Below are 15,378 nucleotides of genomic sequence, written 5' to 3' on the forward strand. Positions count from 1 at the left end.
GTAAGCCGGGTGAAACAACGCCGAGTGGGGCGCAACTAGGAGGATGCATGGGACAGAAGCAATGGATTCTGACGGAGTGGGAATTTAGAGCCTGCGGCGACGAACAATGGCTGCCGGCGACGGTGCCGGGAACAGTGCATACGGATTTGCTGCGCAGCGGGCTCATTGAGCAGCCGTTCTACGGCATCAATGAACACGGACTGCAATGGATCGATAAGAAGGATTGGGAATACCGCACCTGTATCCGGCTGGAGGAAGACTGGAGTGAAGTGGAGGAAATTCAGCTCCATTTTGCCGGGCTGGATACGTATGCCGATGTGTACATCAATCAGATGCATGCGCTTTCTGCGGACAATATGTTCCGGGCTTGGGATATTCCGGCCAAGGAACTGCTGCGTGCCGGCGACAACGAGATATTGGTCCGTTTCCGCTCACCGGTGAAAGAGGATCTGCCGAAACTGAAAGCGCTTGGATATTCGCTGCCGGCTCCCAACGACCAGTCCGAGCTAGGCGGGCTGGAGGAGCAGCGGATCAGCGTCTTTGCACGTAAGGCGCCTTACCATTACGGCTGGGACTGGGGCCCGCGCTTTGTGACCAGCGGGATCTGGCGGGAAGTAAGGCTCACCGGCCGGAACGGTGTGAATATTGCCGACCTTTATATCCGGCAGGATGCGGTAAGCGAAGCGCAGGCCCGGCTGACAGCGGTCGTGGAAGTGGATGCACCGGCAGCGTGGGAAGGGACGCTGAAGATTGCGGCGGACGGACAGGAGTGGCGGCAGGAAGTTAAAGTGGAGGCCGGGAAGCAGACGCTCAAGGTGGAGCTGGTCATTGACCGTCCGCGCCTGTGGTGGTGTAACGGTCTCGGCAAGCCTGAATTGACGTCGTTTCAGGCGGAGCTGCTCTCGGACGGCTCTGTGTTGTCGGCGCAGGAGGTCACCACCGGACTGCGGGAAATCAAGCTGATTACCGGGCCGGATGAGCGGGGAGCCGCGTTTTATTTTGAGCTGAACGGGGTGAATGTGTTCGCCAAGGGCGCCAATCATATTCCGAACGACAGCTTCATTCCGGAAGTGGACGAAGAGCGTTACCGTCACGAGATTATCACAGCGGTGGAATCTCATATGAATATGCTGCGGGTGTGGGGCGGCGGCTTCTACGAGGAAGAGACGTTCTACCGGCTGTGTGACGAGCATGGGCTGCTGGTATGGCAGGACTTCATGTTCGCCTGCAGTATGTATCCCGGGGACGAGGCTTTCCTTGAGAGTGTGCGGGAGGAGGCGGCTTATAATATCCGCCGGCTGCGCAATCATCCAAGCATCGCCCTGTGGTGCGGCAACAACGAGATTGACTCCGCCTGGGCACATTATCAGGAGGATAAGGGCTGGGGCTGGAAAAAGGATTACGGCGCTGATCTCCGCGCACAGCTGTGGGCGGATTATGAAGCGGTGTTCCACCGCATCCTGCCGGAGGAAGTGGCAGCCCATCATCCGGGAATGGCTTACTGGCCGTCCTCACCGCTGCGGGCTTTGACCGGGGATGACAACCAGCATTCCACGCAGGTTACCGGCGAAGGCGACATTCATTACTGGGGCGTATGGCATGGGATCGAGCCGTTCGAGAATTATAACGTCAAGGTAGGCCGGTTTATGAGTGAATATGGCTTCCAGTCGTTCCCTGAGCTGAAATCCGTCATGAGCTACGCCACGGAGCAGGATCTGGAGCTGGAATCCGAGATCATGCTGGCCCACCAGAAGAACGGGCGGGGCAACCAGCTGATCAAGGAATATATGGACATGTACCTGCCGCAGCCGAAGGATTTCAAGGCGTTCCTGTACATGAGCCAGATTCTGCAGGCCGAGGCAATCCGCATGGCTATCGAGAGTCACAGAAGAAACAAGCCGTATTGCATGGGAACTTTATATTGGCAGATGAACGACTGCTGGCCGGTTGCCTCATGGGCTAGCATGGATTATTACGGCCGCTGGAAGGCGCTGCAGTATACGGTGCGCCGCAGCTTCGGGGATTTGCTGCTCTCCGCGGACGACACGGACGGCGAGAGCCTGCATATTCACGCGGTCTCCGATCTGCGCGAAGCGCTGGAGGGAGAGCTGGTTCTGCGCCTCCATGACTTCGGCGGTGCACTGCTGAAGGAAGAGCGCCGGCCGGTGACGCTTGCGGCCGATTCGGCAGCGGTTGTCCTGACACTGCCGCTGGCCGAGCTGCTTGACGGCCGAGCTGCTGGCGAGACGGTGCTGTCCTTGTCACTGCTGGCGGATGGCCGGGAGCCGGAGACGAAGCTGCACTTCTTCGCCCCGGCGAAGGAGATTGTCCTGAAGCAGCCTGAGCTTACGGTGACCGAGGTTGGCGGAAGCGGCGGCACCAGCTTCACGGTCAGCACGGATGTGCTGGCCCGCGGCGTGCACCTGACGGTAGAAGAGGAAGGCTACTTCAGCGACAACTTCTTCGATCTGCTGCCCGGCGAGCCGAAGACCGTCGAGTTCCGGCTGCGGACCGGCGGGGCAGACCATTTCCGTCCGGCTGCGCCGACGGGGCTTGAGGTTCATTCCATGGCGGATTATATAGTGGAAGGTTAAAGCCGGATAAGCTGAACTTAGGATTAGCTTGGCTAAGGCAGGATGGGGATTTCAGTAAAGTTATGGTTGAACACGGCTAATTGCTGCAGAATCCGCTGGCAGCCGGCTACGTATAGTTAGGATGAGCGAAAGGCTGCCCCTGTTCGCAGACTGTAGTTGGAAAATCGCCACTTAATTCTACCTATATGGAGGATAATCACAGACTTAGTTGGATATCCGCCACTTAATATGAGTGAAAATTAGATATTTCATCAATTTCGACCAAATTAAGTGGCGATAATCCAATTAGATTGCTGAACTCCGTGATTCAGGCTGAAATAGTGTGCGAAAATCGAACTAATGGCAGTGAACGATTGAGTTTGGCCTGAGGGTTGGCCTGAGGGCGGCCTTGACTACTGCGAGTGTTTGGGTATCCGGCCTTGTATTTCTTATTTGATCTGCTTATCAGCAGCTTACAACGGTGACAGCCGTGCCTCCCCTGATAGCTTTCCTGCGGAAAGCTATCGGGCAGGCACCGTAACTAACTAACTGTATAAATCAAGAAATCCGCGGCCCGGCGGCGGCCGGAAGTATCTGTGCTAAGAAGCTAGTATTGCATTAACTATATTTATCAGAGAGAAGGTTGTTATCAAGCATGGCGATTTGGATTCAGGAAGACAAGGGACTATTCCATCTGCAGAGCAAGGGCATGAGCTACATTATCACACTGCTGAACAATTATCCGGTGCACGCCTATTGGGGCAAAAAGCTGCGCCAGGACAGCAATCTGGACGGACTTCCTTATATGAACGGCTATTCGGCGCTCGACCGGCTGCCGCAGGAGTATCCGCAATACGGCACAGGCGATTTCCGGGTGCCGGCCTATCAGGCGAAGCTGGAAGACGGCACACGCATTACCGAGCTGCGTTATACCGGCTACCGCATCACGCCGGGCAAGCCGCAATTGGCGGGGCTGCCATCGGTATATGTGGAGTCTCCGGAGGAAGCGGACACGCTGGAGCTGCTGCTGCGCGACGATTATGCGTCGCTGAACGTGATTCTGCGCTATACCGTGTACCGCGACAGTGATGTGATCGCCCGTTCGGTGGAGTTCGTGAACGACGGCCCGGGTGTGCTGGAGCTGCAGCGCGCGCTGAGCGCCTCGGTCGATTTCCCGGAGAACAGCCAGTTCGACCTGATCTATCTGTCCGGCGGCTGGTCGCGCGAAGCGAACCTGACCCGCAGACGGCTGGAGCAGGGCGCGACGGCACTCTCGTCCCGCCGCGGTATGAGCAGCCATCAGCATAATCCGTTCGCCGCGCTCGTGACGCCGGATACGGACGAGAACCACGGCGAGGTATACGGCTTCTCGCTGGTGTACAGCGGCGGCTTCGAAGCCGAGGCCGAAGTGGACGGCTTCGGCACGACCCGGCTGTGCATCGGCGTTAACTCCTTCGACTTCTCCTGGCGCCTTGAAGCCGGCGAGTCGTTCCAGACACCGGAAGCGGTGCTGGTCTATTCCGCCGAAGGCCTGGGCGGCATGTCGCGGACGTATCACCGCCTGTACCGCACGCGCCTCGTGCGCGGCCAGTTCCGCGATAAGGAACGGCCGATTCTCGTCAATAACTGGGAAGCGACGTATTTCAACTTCAACGCCGACAAGCTGGTGGACATCGCCGCTGAAGGCGCGAAGCTGGGCATCGAGCTGTTCGTGCTCGACGACGGCTGGTTCGGCAAGCGCGACGCCGACAATTCCTCGCTCGGCGACTGGACCGAGGACCTGCGCAAGCTGCCGGGCGGCCTGGCCGACGTGGCGAAGCGCGTCAACGACCTGGGCCTGAAGTTCGGCCTGTGGGTCGAGCCGGAGATGATCTCGCCGGACAGCGAGCTGTACCGGGCGCATCCGGACTGGTGCCTGCATGTGCCGGGCCGCCGCCGCACCGAAGCCCGCTGGCAGCTGGTGCTGGACCTGACCCGCGCCGAGGTGCGCGATTACGTGTACGGCGCGCTGAGCAAGATTTTCTCCAGTGTGCCGGTTGCTTACGTCAAATGGGATATGAACCGCGCCCTGACCGAGATCGGCTCGGCCGAGCTGCCGCCGGAGCGCCAGGGCGAGACTGCCCACCGCTATGTGCTGGGGCTCTACGATCTGGTGGACCGTCTGACCTCGGACTTCCCGCACATTCTGTTCGAGAGCTGCTCCAGCGGCGGCGGCCGCTTCGATCCGGGCCTGCTCTACTACATGCCGCAGACCTGGACCAGCGACGACACGGATGCTGCCGAGCGCCTGAAGATCCAGTACGGCACCAGCCTCGTGTATCCGGTCAGCGCGATGGGCGCGCATGTCTCGGCGGTGCCGAATCATCAGGTCGGACGCGTAACGCCGCTCTCCTTCCGCGGAGATGTGGCGATGTCCGGCAACTTCGGCTATGAGCTGGACCTGACGAAGTTCACCGAGGAAGAGAAGGAGCTGGTGAAGGAGCAGGTAGCGAATTACAAGCAGATCCGCGGCCTGGTTCAGCAGGGCAACCTGTACCGGCTGCAGAGCCCGTTCGAGGGCAACGAGACAGCCTGGATGTTCGTCTCGGACGATCAGCGCGAGGCGCTGGTGTACTACTTCCGGGTGATGGCGGTACCTTATCCGCCGCGCCGGGTGCTGACGCTGCGCGGGCTGAATCCGGAGCTGGACTACACCGTGCTGGATAGCGGCGAGGTGTACGGCGGCGACCGGCTGATGCAGGCCGGTCTGGGCCTGCCGGACATCCAGCGCGACTATGTCAGCGGATGCTTCCATTTGAAGGCCCGGGCCTAATTGAAATTTGAAGAACAAGGGAAGTCAGGGGAACCTGGCTTCTTTTGTTTGCCACAAGCGCAATACGATGTAATCAGAGGTGAAGGTACGTATGAATGGGCTGAAAGCGGGGAATATGGTGAAGGAGAAGCAGATTCCCTGCTTTCAGGTGACCAAGGGACAGCTGGCGAAGAAGCAGTTTTTCCGGATTAACTCACGATTCCACAACCTCTAATGTTCGTGTTTGACGCTGTTTTAGTAAGAATTTTAGCTTTTTTATTGCCCGGAAAACTATAATTATGTATAATAACAATTGTGATCGGTTCGATTGTACGATATTCTGTTCTCGAAGGTGGTTTCATGGCAGAACTGGAAAACAGCGAGCAGAAGAAGAAGATGTGCCAGATCTACAATGAGATCTCCAAGGAATTGTTTGGTTTCGGGACGACCTTGCTCCGCGTTACTGTCGATCAGCGGGTCATTACCTTTCACGCCAAGCACCGCAGATCTCCCCGGTCGACTGCCCTGGAAGGCGAGGCGCCGGAGCTTAAGCAGGAAGTTGATTTCCGGATGTCCATGCTGTTCAAGAAGCGGTTCAAGGAACGGCTTGAAGCAGAAATGGATTTGACGATTGAGGTTTTGCTCAGGGATTACGATGCACCGACCCAATGGGCCTTTACGAATATGATATTGGCCGGAGAATGACAGCTTCAACTCATAGCTGCGGATTTTTGCTTTTGATCTATCTTAAGCGAAGACCGTCCTTTCAATAACGGGTAGCTCTTAACTTTGTTTACACAAAGGAAAGTGTTCTTGTTCCTACAAGAATGCTTTCCTTTTTTTATGGAAAATAAAGGGAATCAAGTGTTTATTATCAAGCGGAGGGGGAATGCTGAGCCGTTTTAAGCTGCCGATGGCTGAATCATAGACTGACAGAACCTGCCGGATTTGCCGGATGAACGCCGGACTTGCAACACATATTACTACTACATTTACTATGACTTCTGGGAGGTTATTTATTTATGAAAAAGATGATGACTGCCGGCCTTGCGCTGGCCCTGACTTCCATGCTTGCGGCTTGCGGCTCGAACAACGCCTCAACGGGCAACACGGATAACAACGGCGCGGCTTCCGGAGCACCGGCGGAGCTGGTGATTTCCACCTGGGGCTTCTCGGAGGACTTCTTCAAGGAATCGGTCTATGCCCCGTTTGAGAAAGAGCATAATGTCAAGATCGTCGTCGAAATCGGCAACAACGCCGAGCGCCTGAACAAAATCCGCCAGGGCAGCTCCGATGTGGATGTCGTATACCTGTCCGACTATTATGCACAGCAGGCGATTGATGAGGGCCTGTTCGAAACGATCGACAGCAGCAAGATTCCGAATCTGGAAAATATTTATGATATCGCCAAGGCACCGCTGGGTGCAGAATATGGCCCTGCCTACACGGTCGGCCGCCTGGGCATTGCCTATAATCCGGCGCTGGTCGAAGGGGATGTAACCGCCTGGAGCGACCTGTGGAGCAAGTTCGACAAGAATCTGGCCATGCCGGCAATTACGGCTACAGCAGGCCCGATGATTGTGGATGCAGCCTCTCTTGCCGCAGGCAACGCCGATTTCAACGAAGATACGGCATTTACGAAGCTGAAAGAGCTCGACAGCAATGTAGTCAAATACTACAGCCAGACCTCTGAATATGTGAACATGTTCGGCCAGGAGGAAATCGCCGGCGGTCCGATCATGGAAATGTACTTCAAGGATCTGCAGGCGGCTGTGCCGGATGCCAAATTCGTGGCCCCGTCCGAGGGCGCCTATGCCGTTATGAATACAGTCAATGTAGTTAAAGGCAGTGACAATAAGGAGCTGGCCGAAGCGTTCATCAACTGGCAGCTGAGCGAGGAAGTGCAGGCCGCATCCGCCAAAGCGAAGGTCGATTCCCCGGTCAACGTGAACGTAACCCTGACACCTGAAGAAGCGGTAGGCGTAACCTACGGCGCGGATGTTATCGGCAAGCTGCGCAAGCTGGATATGTCGTTCGTGAACGAGCACATCACCGAGTGGACCGACCGCTTCAACCGTGAGATTGGCGGCTAAGGATGACAGGGCGCAAGAAGGTCATTCTGGATGTAGATACAGGGGTCGATGATGCGCTGGCCATTATCCTGGCCGTAACCAGCGGACAGCTCGACATTCTCGGCATTACCACCGTCAGCGGCAATGTCTCGCTGGACCAGGCGACCCTGAATACCTGCAAAATACTGGAGCTGCTCGGCGTGTCCGGGCAGATTCCGGTCTGCCGCGGGGCAGATCAGCCGCTGCTCCGGGAGAGCGTATTCGAGCATCGTGTACATGGCAAGGACGGCATCGGCGGCGCACTGGCCGATATGGTGGTGACCCAGCAGGCGGAAGCGGAGCGTGCGGAGGACTTCATCATCCGCCAGGTGCTGGCGCAGCCCGGCGAGGTCACGCTGATTATGACCGCGCCGCTGACCAATCTGGCACGCGCGCTGCACAAATGCCCGGAGCTTACGCGGCATGCCGCCGAGGTTATCGTGATGGGCGGCGTGGTGCAGGGCTTCGGCAACATTACGCCGACGGCGGAATACAACATGTACGCCGATCCGGAGGCGGCCAAGCTGGTGCTGGCGGCCGGGTTCCCCCGGCTGACGCTGGTCGGGCTGGATGTGACCCGTAAGGCGCTGCTAAGCGCGGAGGATATAGCCAAGCTGCAGGTTCCCGCCATCCGCGAGTATGTGGAGAAGAGTACGGCGGATTACCGTACGCGCTATTACGAACGCAACGGAGTGCAGGCCTGTGCGCTGCATGATCCGCTGGCGGTCGGTGTGGCACTGAACCGTTCGTTCGTTACCGTGCACGATTTCTATGTGGATGTAGAGACCAGAAGTGATCTGTGTGACGGCCAGACCGTCTGCGATTTCCAGAACCGGCTGGGCAAGCCGGCCAATGCCGGGGTCTGCCTGGAGGTGGACGCGCCCGCTTTTCTGAAAGGCTTCATTAACAGCTTGAACCAAGGCAGAACGAAGGACGGGAGTCATTAGAATGAACAAAAGAGCAATGTATCTGCTGCTGCCGGGACTCCTGTTCCTGGCGGCCTTCATGCTGGTCCCGATCACGCTGACCATTGCCTCCACGTTTGTGCAGGACGGGAAGCTGACGCTGGAGGGGTACCTGCATTTTTTCCGGGACGGGTACTTTAACCGCATCCTGCTGACTACGCTCCGGGTGAGTGTGGTGACCACGCTGATCTGCATGCTGCTAGGGTATCCGGCGGCTTATTATATCTCACGGGCAAGTGCCCGCAAGAAGGGCATTCTGCTGGCACTGTCGATCTTCCCGCTGCTGACAAGTCCCGTGGTGCGCTCCTTCAGTTGGATGATTATTCTCGGCAAAAAAGGGCTGATTAACTCCTTCCTGGTCAATACCGGAATGGTCGCCAAGCCCCTCGACATTCTGTACACGCCGACGGCGATGATGATCGGGCTGGTGCATCTGTTCCTGCCGCTGATCATCATCACCCTGCTCGGAGTCATGGAGAACCTGGATCACGAGCTGGTACGGGCGGCGCGCAGTCTGGGTGCTTCCCCGTTTGCCGCGTTCCGTAAAATCACCTTCCCGCTGACGGTGCCTGGCCTGATTATCGGGGGGATTCTGGTCTTCGTCGGCAGCCTTACGGCTTACACGACACCGGCGCTGCTCGGCGGCAAGGAACGGGTAGTCTCGACCTTCCTGTACCAGAACGCCATGACGCTGAATGACTGGCAGGCGGCCTCGGTCATCGCGGTCATTATGATTGTCATTACATTTGTGGTGGTGGGGCTGATGAATGCCTGGGCCAACCGCTTAAATCCGAAGGGGTGAGAACATGAAGGAAGGCAACCGCGCGCTGTCCTTGTACACGCTGCTGGTCTTTATATTTTTGCTGGGTCCGCTCGTCATTATCTCCATTACTTCCTTTGAGCCGGGCACAGTCCTGAAATTCCCCCCTGAGGGCTTCTCGCTGAAATGGTACCGGAATATCTTTGAGGTCAGCGCCTTTATGGAGACCTTTAAGACTTCGATCCTCATTTCCCTGCTCGGCAATCTGCTGGCGCTTCTGCTGGGTGTGCCTGCGGCTTACGCTCTGAGTCGTTACCGGTTCCGCGGGCGGGATACGCTGAATGCGATCTTCCTGTCGCCGGTGCTGATTCCGGGGATTGTGCTGGGCTTCACGCTGCTGCGCTATCTGATTGTCGTCTACGGGCTGCCGATTGTCGCCGGACTGCTGATTGGCCATACCGTGATTATGCTGCCGTTTATTATCCGGGTCATTGCGTCCAGTCTGGAGAATTTCGATTTCGCGGTGGAAGAAGCGGCGCAGAGTCTGGGAGCTTCGCGGCTGTACACGTTCTTCAAAGTGGTGCTGCCCAATATCCGTTCGGGAATTCTCGCAGCGATTCTGATTGCTTTCCTGGAATCGTTCAACAATGTGGATATCTCCGTGTTCATGACCGGCCCTGGGATCAGTACCCTGCCGATTCAAATGCTGACCTATGTGCAGAATTACTTCGACCCTACGATTGCCGCGATTTCCGTCATTCTGATGGTGCTGACGGCAGCGCTGATGTTCGTCATCGAACGGCTGATGGGATTTGCTTATTTCACCAAAAGATAGTCTATTAAACGGAAGCGGAGGCATAACGCAATGTCACTTTTAAGTCTTGAGCAGGTATCGGTTGCGTATGACAACCGTCTGATTCTGGAGGATTTCAATCTGTCGCTGGCAAAGGGCCAGCTTCTCTCCCTGCTTGGCCCCAGCGGCTGCGGCAAAACCACGACCCTGCGCCTGATCGCCGGATTCCTGAATGCGGAAGCGGGAGCCTTCATGTTCGGCGGGAAGGATTACACCAAGGTTCCGGTCGAGAAGCGCAACTTCGGCTTTGTGTTCCAGAGCTATGCGCTGTTCCCGCATCTGTCGGTGTTTGACAATGTGGCGTTCGGCCTGCGGCTGCGCAAGCTGAAGGAAGCGGAAGTGAAGAAGCGGGTGAACCGGATGCTGGAAATCGTCAGTCTGGGCGGCTTTGAGAAGAGACTTCCCGCCGCCTTGTCCGGCGGACAGCGCCAGCGGGTAGCCATTGCGCGGGCCCTCGTCATTGAGCCGGATCTGCTGCTGTTCGACGAGCCGCTGAGCAACCTCGACGCCAACCTGCGGGTGAACATGCGCGTGGAAATCCGCCGGATTCAGCAGGAGCTGGGGATTACCACGGTCTATGTCTCCCACGACCAGGAGGAGTGCTTCTCGATCTCCGATCAGGTGGCTGTCATGAACAATGGTAAGATCGAGCAGCTCGACAAGCCGTCGGCGATCTTCAAATACCCGGCCAGTGAGTTTGTCGCCCGGTTTATTGGATTCGGGAACTTCATCGCTTTTGACGGACGGAAGGATGAAGGTACGGATATTGAACTCAGCCGCGGAGAGCTGAAATTCTTTGCAGCCAAACGGCCGGAGGGCCTCGGCAACACCGGATTGCTCGGAGCGATCCGCCCTGATGATTTACAGCTGTTTGCAGCTAGCCCGGAGCCTGGCACGGCCAGCAACATTTTGCCGGGAACCGTGCAGATCAGCACGTATCTCGGCCGCAGCTACCAGTATCAGGTGGAGACGGAGCTGGGTGTGTTCACGGTAAATCAGGAGATGGAGCAGCCATTCGTGCAGGGACAGCAGGTCACGGTTTATTTTCCAAAAGAGAAGCTGGTGCTGGTGCAGTAGCGCCTCATAAGGAGCAGACATGATGATTACAGATCAACTAATACTGAACGCTAAAGTGTACAACAGTTACTATAAACGGTTCGAGACGGCGAATGTTGCGGTAAAAGACGGGCGTTTTCTCTATGTCGGCCAGCTTGGTGCGGAAACGTTCGCAGCTAGAGAGATAATCGAGGCTGAGGGGCAGTATCTGGTGCCCGGGCTGATCGATATCCACCTGCATATTGAGAGCACGATGATTACGCCGGAGACGTTCTCCTACGGTATTCTGCAGCATGGGGTGACGACGATTGTTCCCGAGCCGCATGAGATGGCCAATGTGTTCGGCGTTGAAGGTGTGCATGAGATGATCCGGGCCAGCCAGGACTGCCAGGTGGACATGTTCTACGCGATTCCGAGCTCGGTGCCGGCGACTCCGCTGGAGACCACGGGGGGTTCGATTGAAATTGCCGATATCGACGAGCTGATGGCCACGGAGCAGATGATCTGTCTCGGAGAGGTGATGAATTTCGTCGATGTCATCCGTGATCCCGATTGTAAAAGCAACCAGATCCTCCGGCATGTCCGCAGCAAGTATCCCGGCCTTGTTATCGAGGGCCATACGCCGAAGCTGCTGGACCTGGACCTGCACCGGCTGATCTTTGCCGGGATTGATTCCGATCATACCCATCAGAGCATTGAGGGGATGACCGCGCGGATTGCCGCCGGCATGTTCATCGAAATTCAGGAGAAGTCGATGACCCCGGAGGTTGTCGACTATCTGATCCAGCACCCCGTCAGCGAGCATTTCTGCTTCGTGACCGATGACGTAATGACCGACTCGCTGGCGGCGACCGGGCATCTGGACCATCTGGTCCGCAAGGCCATCGCCATGGGCATGGCCCCGGAGGCCGCAATCTATGCGGCCACGTTCACGCCGGCCCGGCGGATGAAGCTGGGCGACCGCGGCGTGATTGCGCCGAACAAAACCGCCGATTATCTGCTGCTCTCGGACCTCAGCAGCTTCACGATTGAGGCGGTTTACAAGCGGGGTGCGCAGGTGTGGGACCGCAGCCTGCCGCAGGAACAAGCTGCGCCGCAGCCGCGCTTCCCGGCGCACTTCTACAAGAGCGTGCAGCTGGCACCGCTTAGCGCCTCGGACTTCGCAGCCGTGCCGTCGGAGCTGCCTGACGGCCGCTACGGCGCCCGCGTGATGACGGTCAACAACGTGTCCACGTTTACCGGGGAGAAGCATGTGGAGGCTGATGTGAAGGGCGGCCTGCTGCAGTGGCAGGACACCGGCTGCGGCCTGATCGCCACCTTTGAGCGCTACGGCAAGAACGGGAACCGCGCCTATGGGCTGATCGGCGGCGACACGATCAAGCGCGGCGCGGTGGCGACGACGTATTCGCACGACAACCACAATCTGCTTGTAGTCGGCCACAATCCCGAGGACATGGCGCTCGCCGCCAATACGGTCATTGCCGAGCAGGGCGGCTTCTGCGTCGTCTGTGACGGCGAGGTGCTGGCCCTGCTGGCGCTGCCGGTCGGCGGCATTCTGACCGAGGCGCCGCTGGCCGAGACGGCGGAGCGTGTGCTCGCGCTGCGCAAGGCGATGGAGTCGCTGGGCTACAATCACTACAACCCGATTATGTCGATCAGCACGCATTCGCTGCCGGTCAGCCCGGCGCTGAAGATCACGGACCACGGCCTGATCGATGTCAGCGCAGGCAAGGTAGTGCCGCTGCTGTTCCCGCTTGGGGAAGCATAGATATTTTGGTGTAACTGAAATGGTAAGAGAAAGGGCGCCCTGGCGGGCGCCTTTTCTAATTGAATGCGGAATGTGGGATGAGCTTCGGCTTTTGCGATTGACTTGCGAATGACCCGCCCCTATGATGATTAATAATATGTAACACAAGCGGTAGCATACAGAGGAGAGATGCAGCATGGGCATGGAGATTGAACTGAAATTTTTGTTGCCGGAGTATCCAGAGGCGCTGATAGAAGCTGGCGAGCTGAAGGTGATCACCCGGCACAGCATTGACCAGACGTATCTGGCAATTGAGGACGGGCAGGAGCTGCGGGTGCGCAAAGTCAGCGATCTGGATACCGGCGAAGTGACGTATACACATACCTTCAAGGACGGCAAAGGGATCAGCCGCCAGGAGATCGAATATGGTATCTCGGAAGGGATTTACAATCAGGTGATCGGGATGGCCAAGGCTATCCCCCTCGTCAAAACCCGGATTACCGGTGTCTGGAACGGCATCACGGTGGAGATTGATCTGTACACTCAGTTGGAGCTTTCCGTGCTTGAGGTAGAGTTCGATTCGCTGGAGGAAGCGCAGAGCTTCCAGGCGCCGGAATGGTTCGGGCAGGACATCAGCGAGGAGCGCAAGTACAGCAACAAGACCGTATGGCGGGAGCTGCAGAACAAGTAAAGAGAGCCATAAAGCAGGCGGTATAAGAAACCCTATAAGCAGCAGTAACAGGTTAGTGCTACAGTAACCCGCTGCGGGCCAATGCGGACGGCGATGCAAGTTTATCGACAGTAAGAGCAGCCGTGCCGGCAATTTTTCTGCAAAACTTGACACGGAAGTATCGTACTTTAGCGCTTAAACGTGTTACTATATAGGTTATATATGAGGGGCCAGGAGGATGAGAAAGATATGGAGTATATAAGCACCAGAGGCAATGTGGAAGCGCGGGGATTTATCGATACGGTACTGATGGGGCTGGCCGACGACGGCGGGCTGATGGTGCCGGTGCAGATTCCGCAGATTTCGGCGGAGACGCTGGCGGAGTGGAGAGGGCTCAGCTTCCAGGAGCTGTTCCTGGAGATTTTCTCCTATTATACGAACGATGAAATTCCCTACGACGATCTGAAAAAAATGGTCAACACCAGCTACGCCAATTTCCGCGCGCCGGAAGTGGCGCCTCTTCATAAAGTCAATGATTCCCTGTATGTACTGGAGCTGTTCCACGGACCGACCTTTGCCTTCAAGGATGTGGCTCTGCAGTTTATGGGCGAGCTGTATTCCTACATTGCCAAGGTGCGCGGCGAAATCATCCATATTCTCGGGGCCACCTCGGGGGATACCGGTGCTGCGGCGATTGCCGGGGTACGCGGCAAGGAGGGCATCAAGATCTGTATCCTGCATCCGCATAACAAGGTCAGCAAGGTGCAGGAGCTGCAGATGACGACGGTGGACGACGCCAACGTGCTCAATCTGTCCGTCAATGGAACCTTCGACGATTGCCAGCAGGCGATCAAGGAGCTGTTCGCAGATCTGGACTTCAAGGGCCGCTATCACCTGCGGGCGATCAACTCCATTAACTTCGTGCGCATTCTGGCGCAGACGGTCTATTATTTCCATGCGTATCTGCAGCTCCCGGCGGACATCGGGAAGATCAACATCAGTGTGCCGTCGGGGAATTTCGGCAATATTTTCTCCGGCTATCTCGCGCAGCGGATGGGGCTGCCCATCGGCAAGCTGATCATCGCCACCAACGAGAACAATATCCTCGAGCGCTTCGTGCTCACGGGCGAGTACAAGCCGGGTAATTTCGTAGGCACCCATAGCCCTTCAATGGATATTCAGGTCGCCAGCAACTTCGAGCGTTATCTGTACTATTTGCTCGGCGAAGATGCGGTGAAGCTGTCGGCGTATATGTCGCTCTTGAAGACGGACGGCAAGATTACGGTGGAGGGCGAATTGCTGGATCAGGTGCAGAAGGATTTCGGAGCACTTGGCGTGAAGAATCAGCAGTGCCTCGACATCATCGGTAAATATGAGCAGGAATACGGCTATTTGCTTGACCCGCATACCGCTTGCGGAATTGCGGCTTATGAAGCCTGCAGTACTCCGGAGGACATTACGGTAACGTTCGCTACCGCACATCCGGCCAAATTCGATGAGTCGATTGCCTTGACCGGCATCCAGCAGGAATTCCCTGAGCCGATCTCCCGCCTGTTCTCCCTGCCGCAGCATATGACTGTGGTGGAGAATGACCTGGAGCAGATTGTCGGCGAGCTTAAGGCGTTCTTTTAACAGCAGCTAACAAGAATTTGGGTCTACCGCAAAAGCGCCCTGCTTTCTTCTAAAGAGAAGGAAGCGGGGCGCTTTTGTGTGACAGGGAAAGGCAGTGAAGGCAAGGGAAGGCAAGCATTGGCAGGTAGGAAGGGCAGGGAAGTAACGACAGGAAGGTAACGCCTGGGTAAGATGTGCGGGCACTGTGGCAGGAGAGCGGTGGTAAGTGGGTAATGGCATA

The 15,378-nt window shown here is 57.0% G+C and carries 12 protein-coding genes; all 12 read left to right on the forward strand.

Annotated features, from left to right (window positions below; translation table 11 throughout):
- Positions 1–47 precede the first annotated feature (47 nt).
- The 12 genes from F1379_RS00175 (at position 48) to thrC (ending at position 15,158) form a co-directional block, all read left to right on the forward strand.
- Entirely contained in the window at positions 48–2,594 is a 2,547-nt protein-coding gene (locus F1379_RS00175) for a beta-mannosidase (protein WP_150265072.1), read from the forward strand.
- A 634-nt stretch (positions 2,595–3,228) separates the two neighbouring features.
- Positions 3,229–5,385: an alpha-galactosidase gene (locus F1379_RS00180; RefSeq protein ID WP_150265074.1), complete on the forward strand. Its 2,157-nt coding sequence runs from the start codon at positions 3,229–3,231 to the stop codon at positions 5,383–5,385.
- A 91-nt stretch (positions 5,386–5,476) separates the two neighbouring features.
- Positions 5,477–5,599, forward strand: coding sequence for a hypothetical protein (locus F1379_RS30490; RefSeq protein ID WP_275262003.1), 123 nt, complete (start codon positions 5,477–5,479; stop codon positions 5,597–5,599).
- A 125-nt stretch (positions 5,600–5,724) separates the two neighbouring features.
- Entirely contained in the window at positions 5,725–6,069 is a 345-nt protein-coding gene (locus F1379_RS00185) for a DUF2294 domain-containing protein (RefSeq protein ID WP_150265076.1), read from the forward strand.
- Between the two features lie 317 nt (positions 6,070–6,386).
- Positions 6,387–7,457, forward strand: a complete 1,071-nt coding sequence (locus F1379_RS00190) for an ABC transporter substrate-binding protein (RefSeq protein WP_150265078.1) — start codon at positions 6,387–6,389, stop codon at positions 7,455–7,457.
- A gap of 2 nt (positions 7,458–7,459) precedes the next feature.
- Positions 7,460–8,422 (forward strand): nucleoside hydrolase, encoded by a 963-nt coding sequence (locus F1379_RS00195; protein ID WP_150265080.1) that lies wholly within the window; start codon positions 7,460–7,462, stop codon positions 8,420–8,422.
- A 1-nt stretch (position 8,423) separates the two neighbouring features.
- The gene (locus F1379_RS00200) at positions 8,424–9,242 is read left to right on the forward strand and encodes an ABC transporter permease (protein WP_150265081.1); all 819 of its coding nucleotides are present in this window, start codon (positions 8,424–8,426) and stop codon (positions 9,240–9,242) included.
- 4 nt (positions 9,243–9,246) lie between these two features.
- Positions 9,247–10,035, forward strand: a complete 789-nt coding sequence (locus F1379_RS00205) for an ABC transporter permease (protein WP_150265082.1) — start codon at positions 9,247–9,249, stop codon at positions 10,033–10,035.
- Positions 10,036–10,065: 30 nt separating this feature from the next.
- Positions 10,066–11,130, forward strand: coding sequence for an ABC transporter ATP-binding protein (locus tag F1379_RS00210; protein WP_150265083.1), 1,065 nt, complete (start codon positions 10,066–10,068; stop codon positions 11,128–11,130).
- A 22-nt stretch (positions 11,131–11,152) separates the two neighbouring features.
- Positions 11,153–12,877: an adenine deaminase gene (locus F1379_RS00215; protein WP_150265084.1), complete on the forward strand. Its 1,725-nt coding sequence runs from the start codon at positions 11,153–11,155 to the stop codon at positions 12,875–12,877.
- Between the two features lie 175 nt (positions 12,878–13,052).
- Entirely contained in the window at positions 13,053–13,547 is a 495-nt protein-coding gene (locus F1379_RS00220) for a CYTH domain-containing protein (protein WP_150265085.1), read from the forward strand.
- A gap of 228 nt (positions 13,548–13,775) precedes the next feature.
- Positions 13,776–15,158, forward strand: a complete 1,383-nt coding sequence (gene thrC / locus F1379_RS00225; protein WP_150265087.1) for a threonine synthase — start codon at positions 13,776–13,778, stop codon at positions 15,156–15,158.
- Positions 15,159–15,378 lie beyond the last annotated feature (220 nt).

This window comes from Paenibacillus tepidiphilus (assembly GCF_008635795.1).
GTDB classification, from domain to species: domain Bacteria; phylum Bacillota; class Bacilli; order Paenibacillales; family Paenibacillaceae; genus Paenibacillus_AQ; species Paenibacillus_AQ tepidiphilus.

Bases quoted from the DNA above. Each gene is read 5' to 3' on its own strand.
- F1379_RS00175 (WP_150265072.1), top strand. From the start codon at position 48: ATGGGACAGAAGCAATGGATTCTGACGGAGTGGGAATTTAGAGCCTGC.
- F1379_RS00180 (WP_150265074.1), top strand. From the start codon at position 3,229: ATGGCGATTTGGATTCAGGAAGACAAGGGACTATTCCATCTGCAGAGC.
- F1379_RS30490 (WP_275262003.1), top strand. From the start codon at position 5,477: ATGAATGGGCTGAAAGCGGGGAATATGGTGAAGGAGAAGCAGATTCCC.
- F1379_RS00185 (WP_150265076.1), top strand. From the start codon at position 5,725: ATGGCAGAACTGGAAAACAGCGAGCAGAAGAAGAAGATGTGCCAGATC.
- F1379_RS00190 (WP_150265078.1), top strand. From the start codon at position 6,387: ATGAAAAAGATGATGACTGCCGGCCTTGCGCTGGCCCTGACTTCCATG.
- F1379_RS00195 (WP_150265080.1), top strand. From the start codon at position 7,460: ATGACAGGGCGCAAGAAGGTCATTCTGGATGTAGATACAGGGGTCGAT.
- F1379_RS00200 (WP_150265081.1), top strand. From the start codon at position 8,424: ATGAACAAAAGAGCAATGTATCTGCTGCTGCCGGGACTCCTGTTCCTG.
- F1379_RS00205 (WP_150265082.1), top strand. From the start codon at position 9,247: ATGAAGGAAGGCAACCGCGCGCTGTCCTTGTACACGCTGCTGGTCTTT.
- F1379_RS00210 (WP_150265083.1), top strand. From the start codon at position 10,066: ATGTCACTTTTAAGTCTTGAGCAGGTATCGGTTGCGTATGACAACCGT.
- F1379_RS00215 (WP_150265084.1), top strand. From the start codon at position 11,153: ATGATTACAGATCAACTAATACTGAACGCTAAAGTGTACAACAGTTAC.
- F1379_RS00220 (WP_150265085.1), top strand. From the start codon at position 13,053: ATGGGCATGGAGATTGAACTGAAATTTTTGTTGCCGGAGTATCCAGAG.
- thrC (WP_150265087.1), top strand. From the start codon at position 13,776: ATGGAGTATATAAGCACCAGAGGCAATGTGGAAGCGCGGGGATTTATC.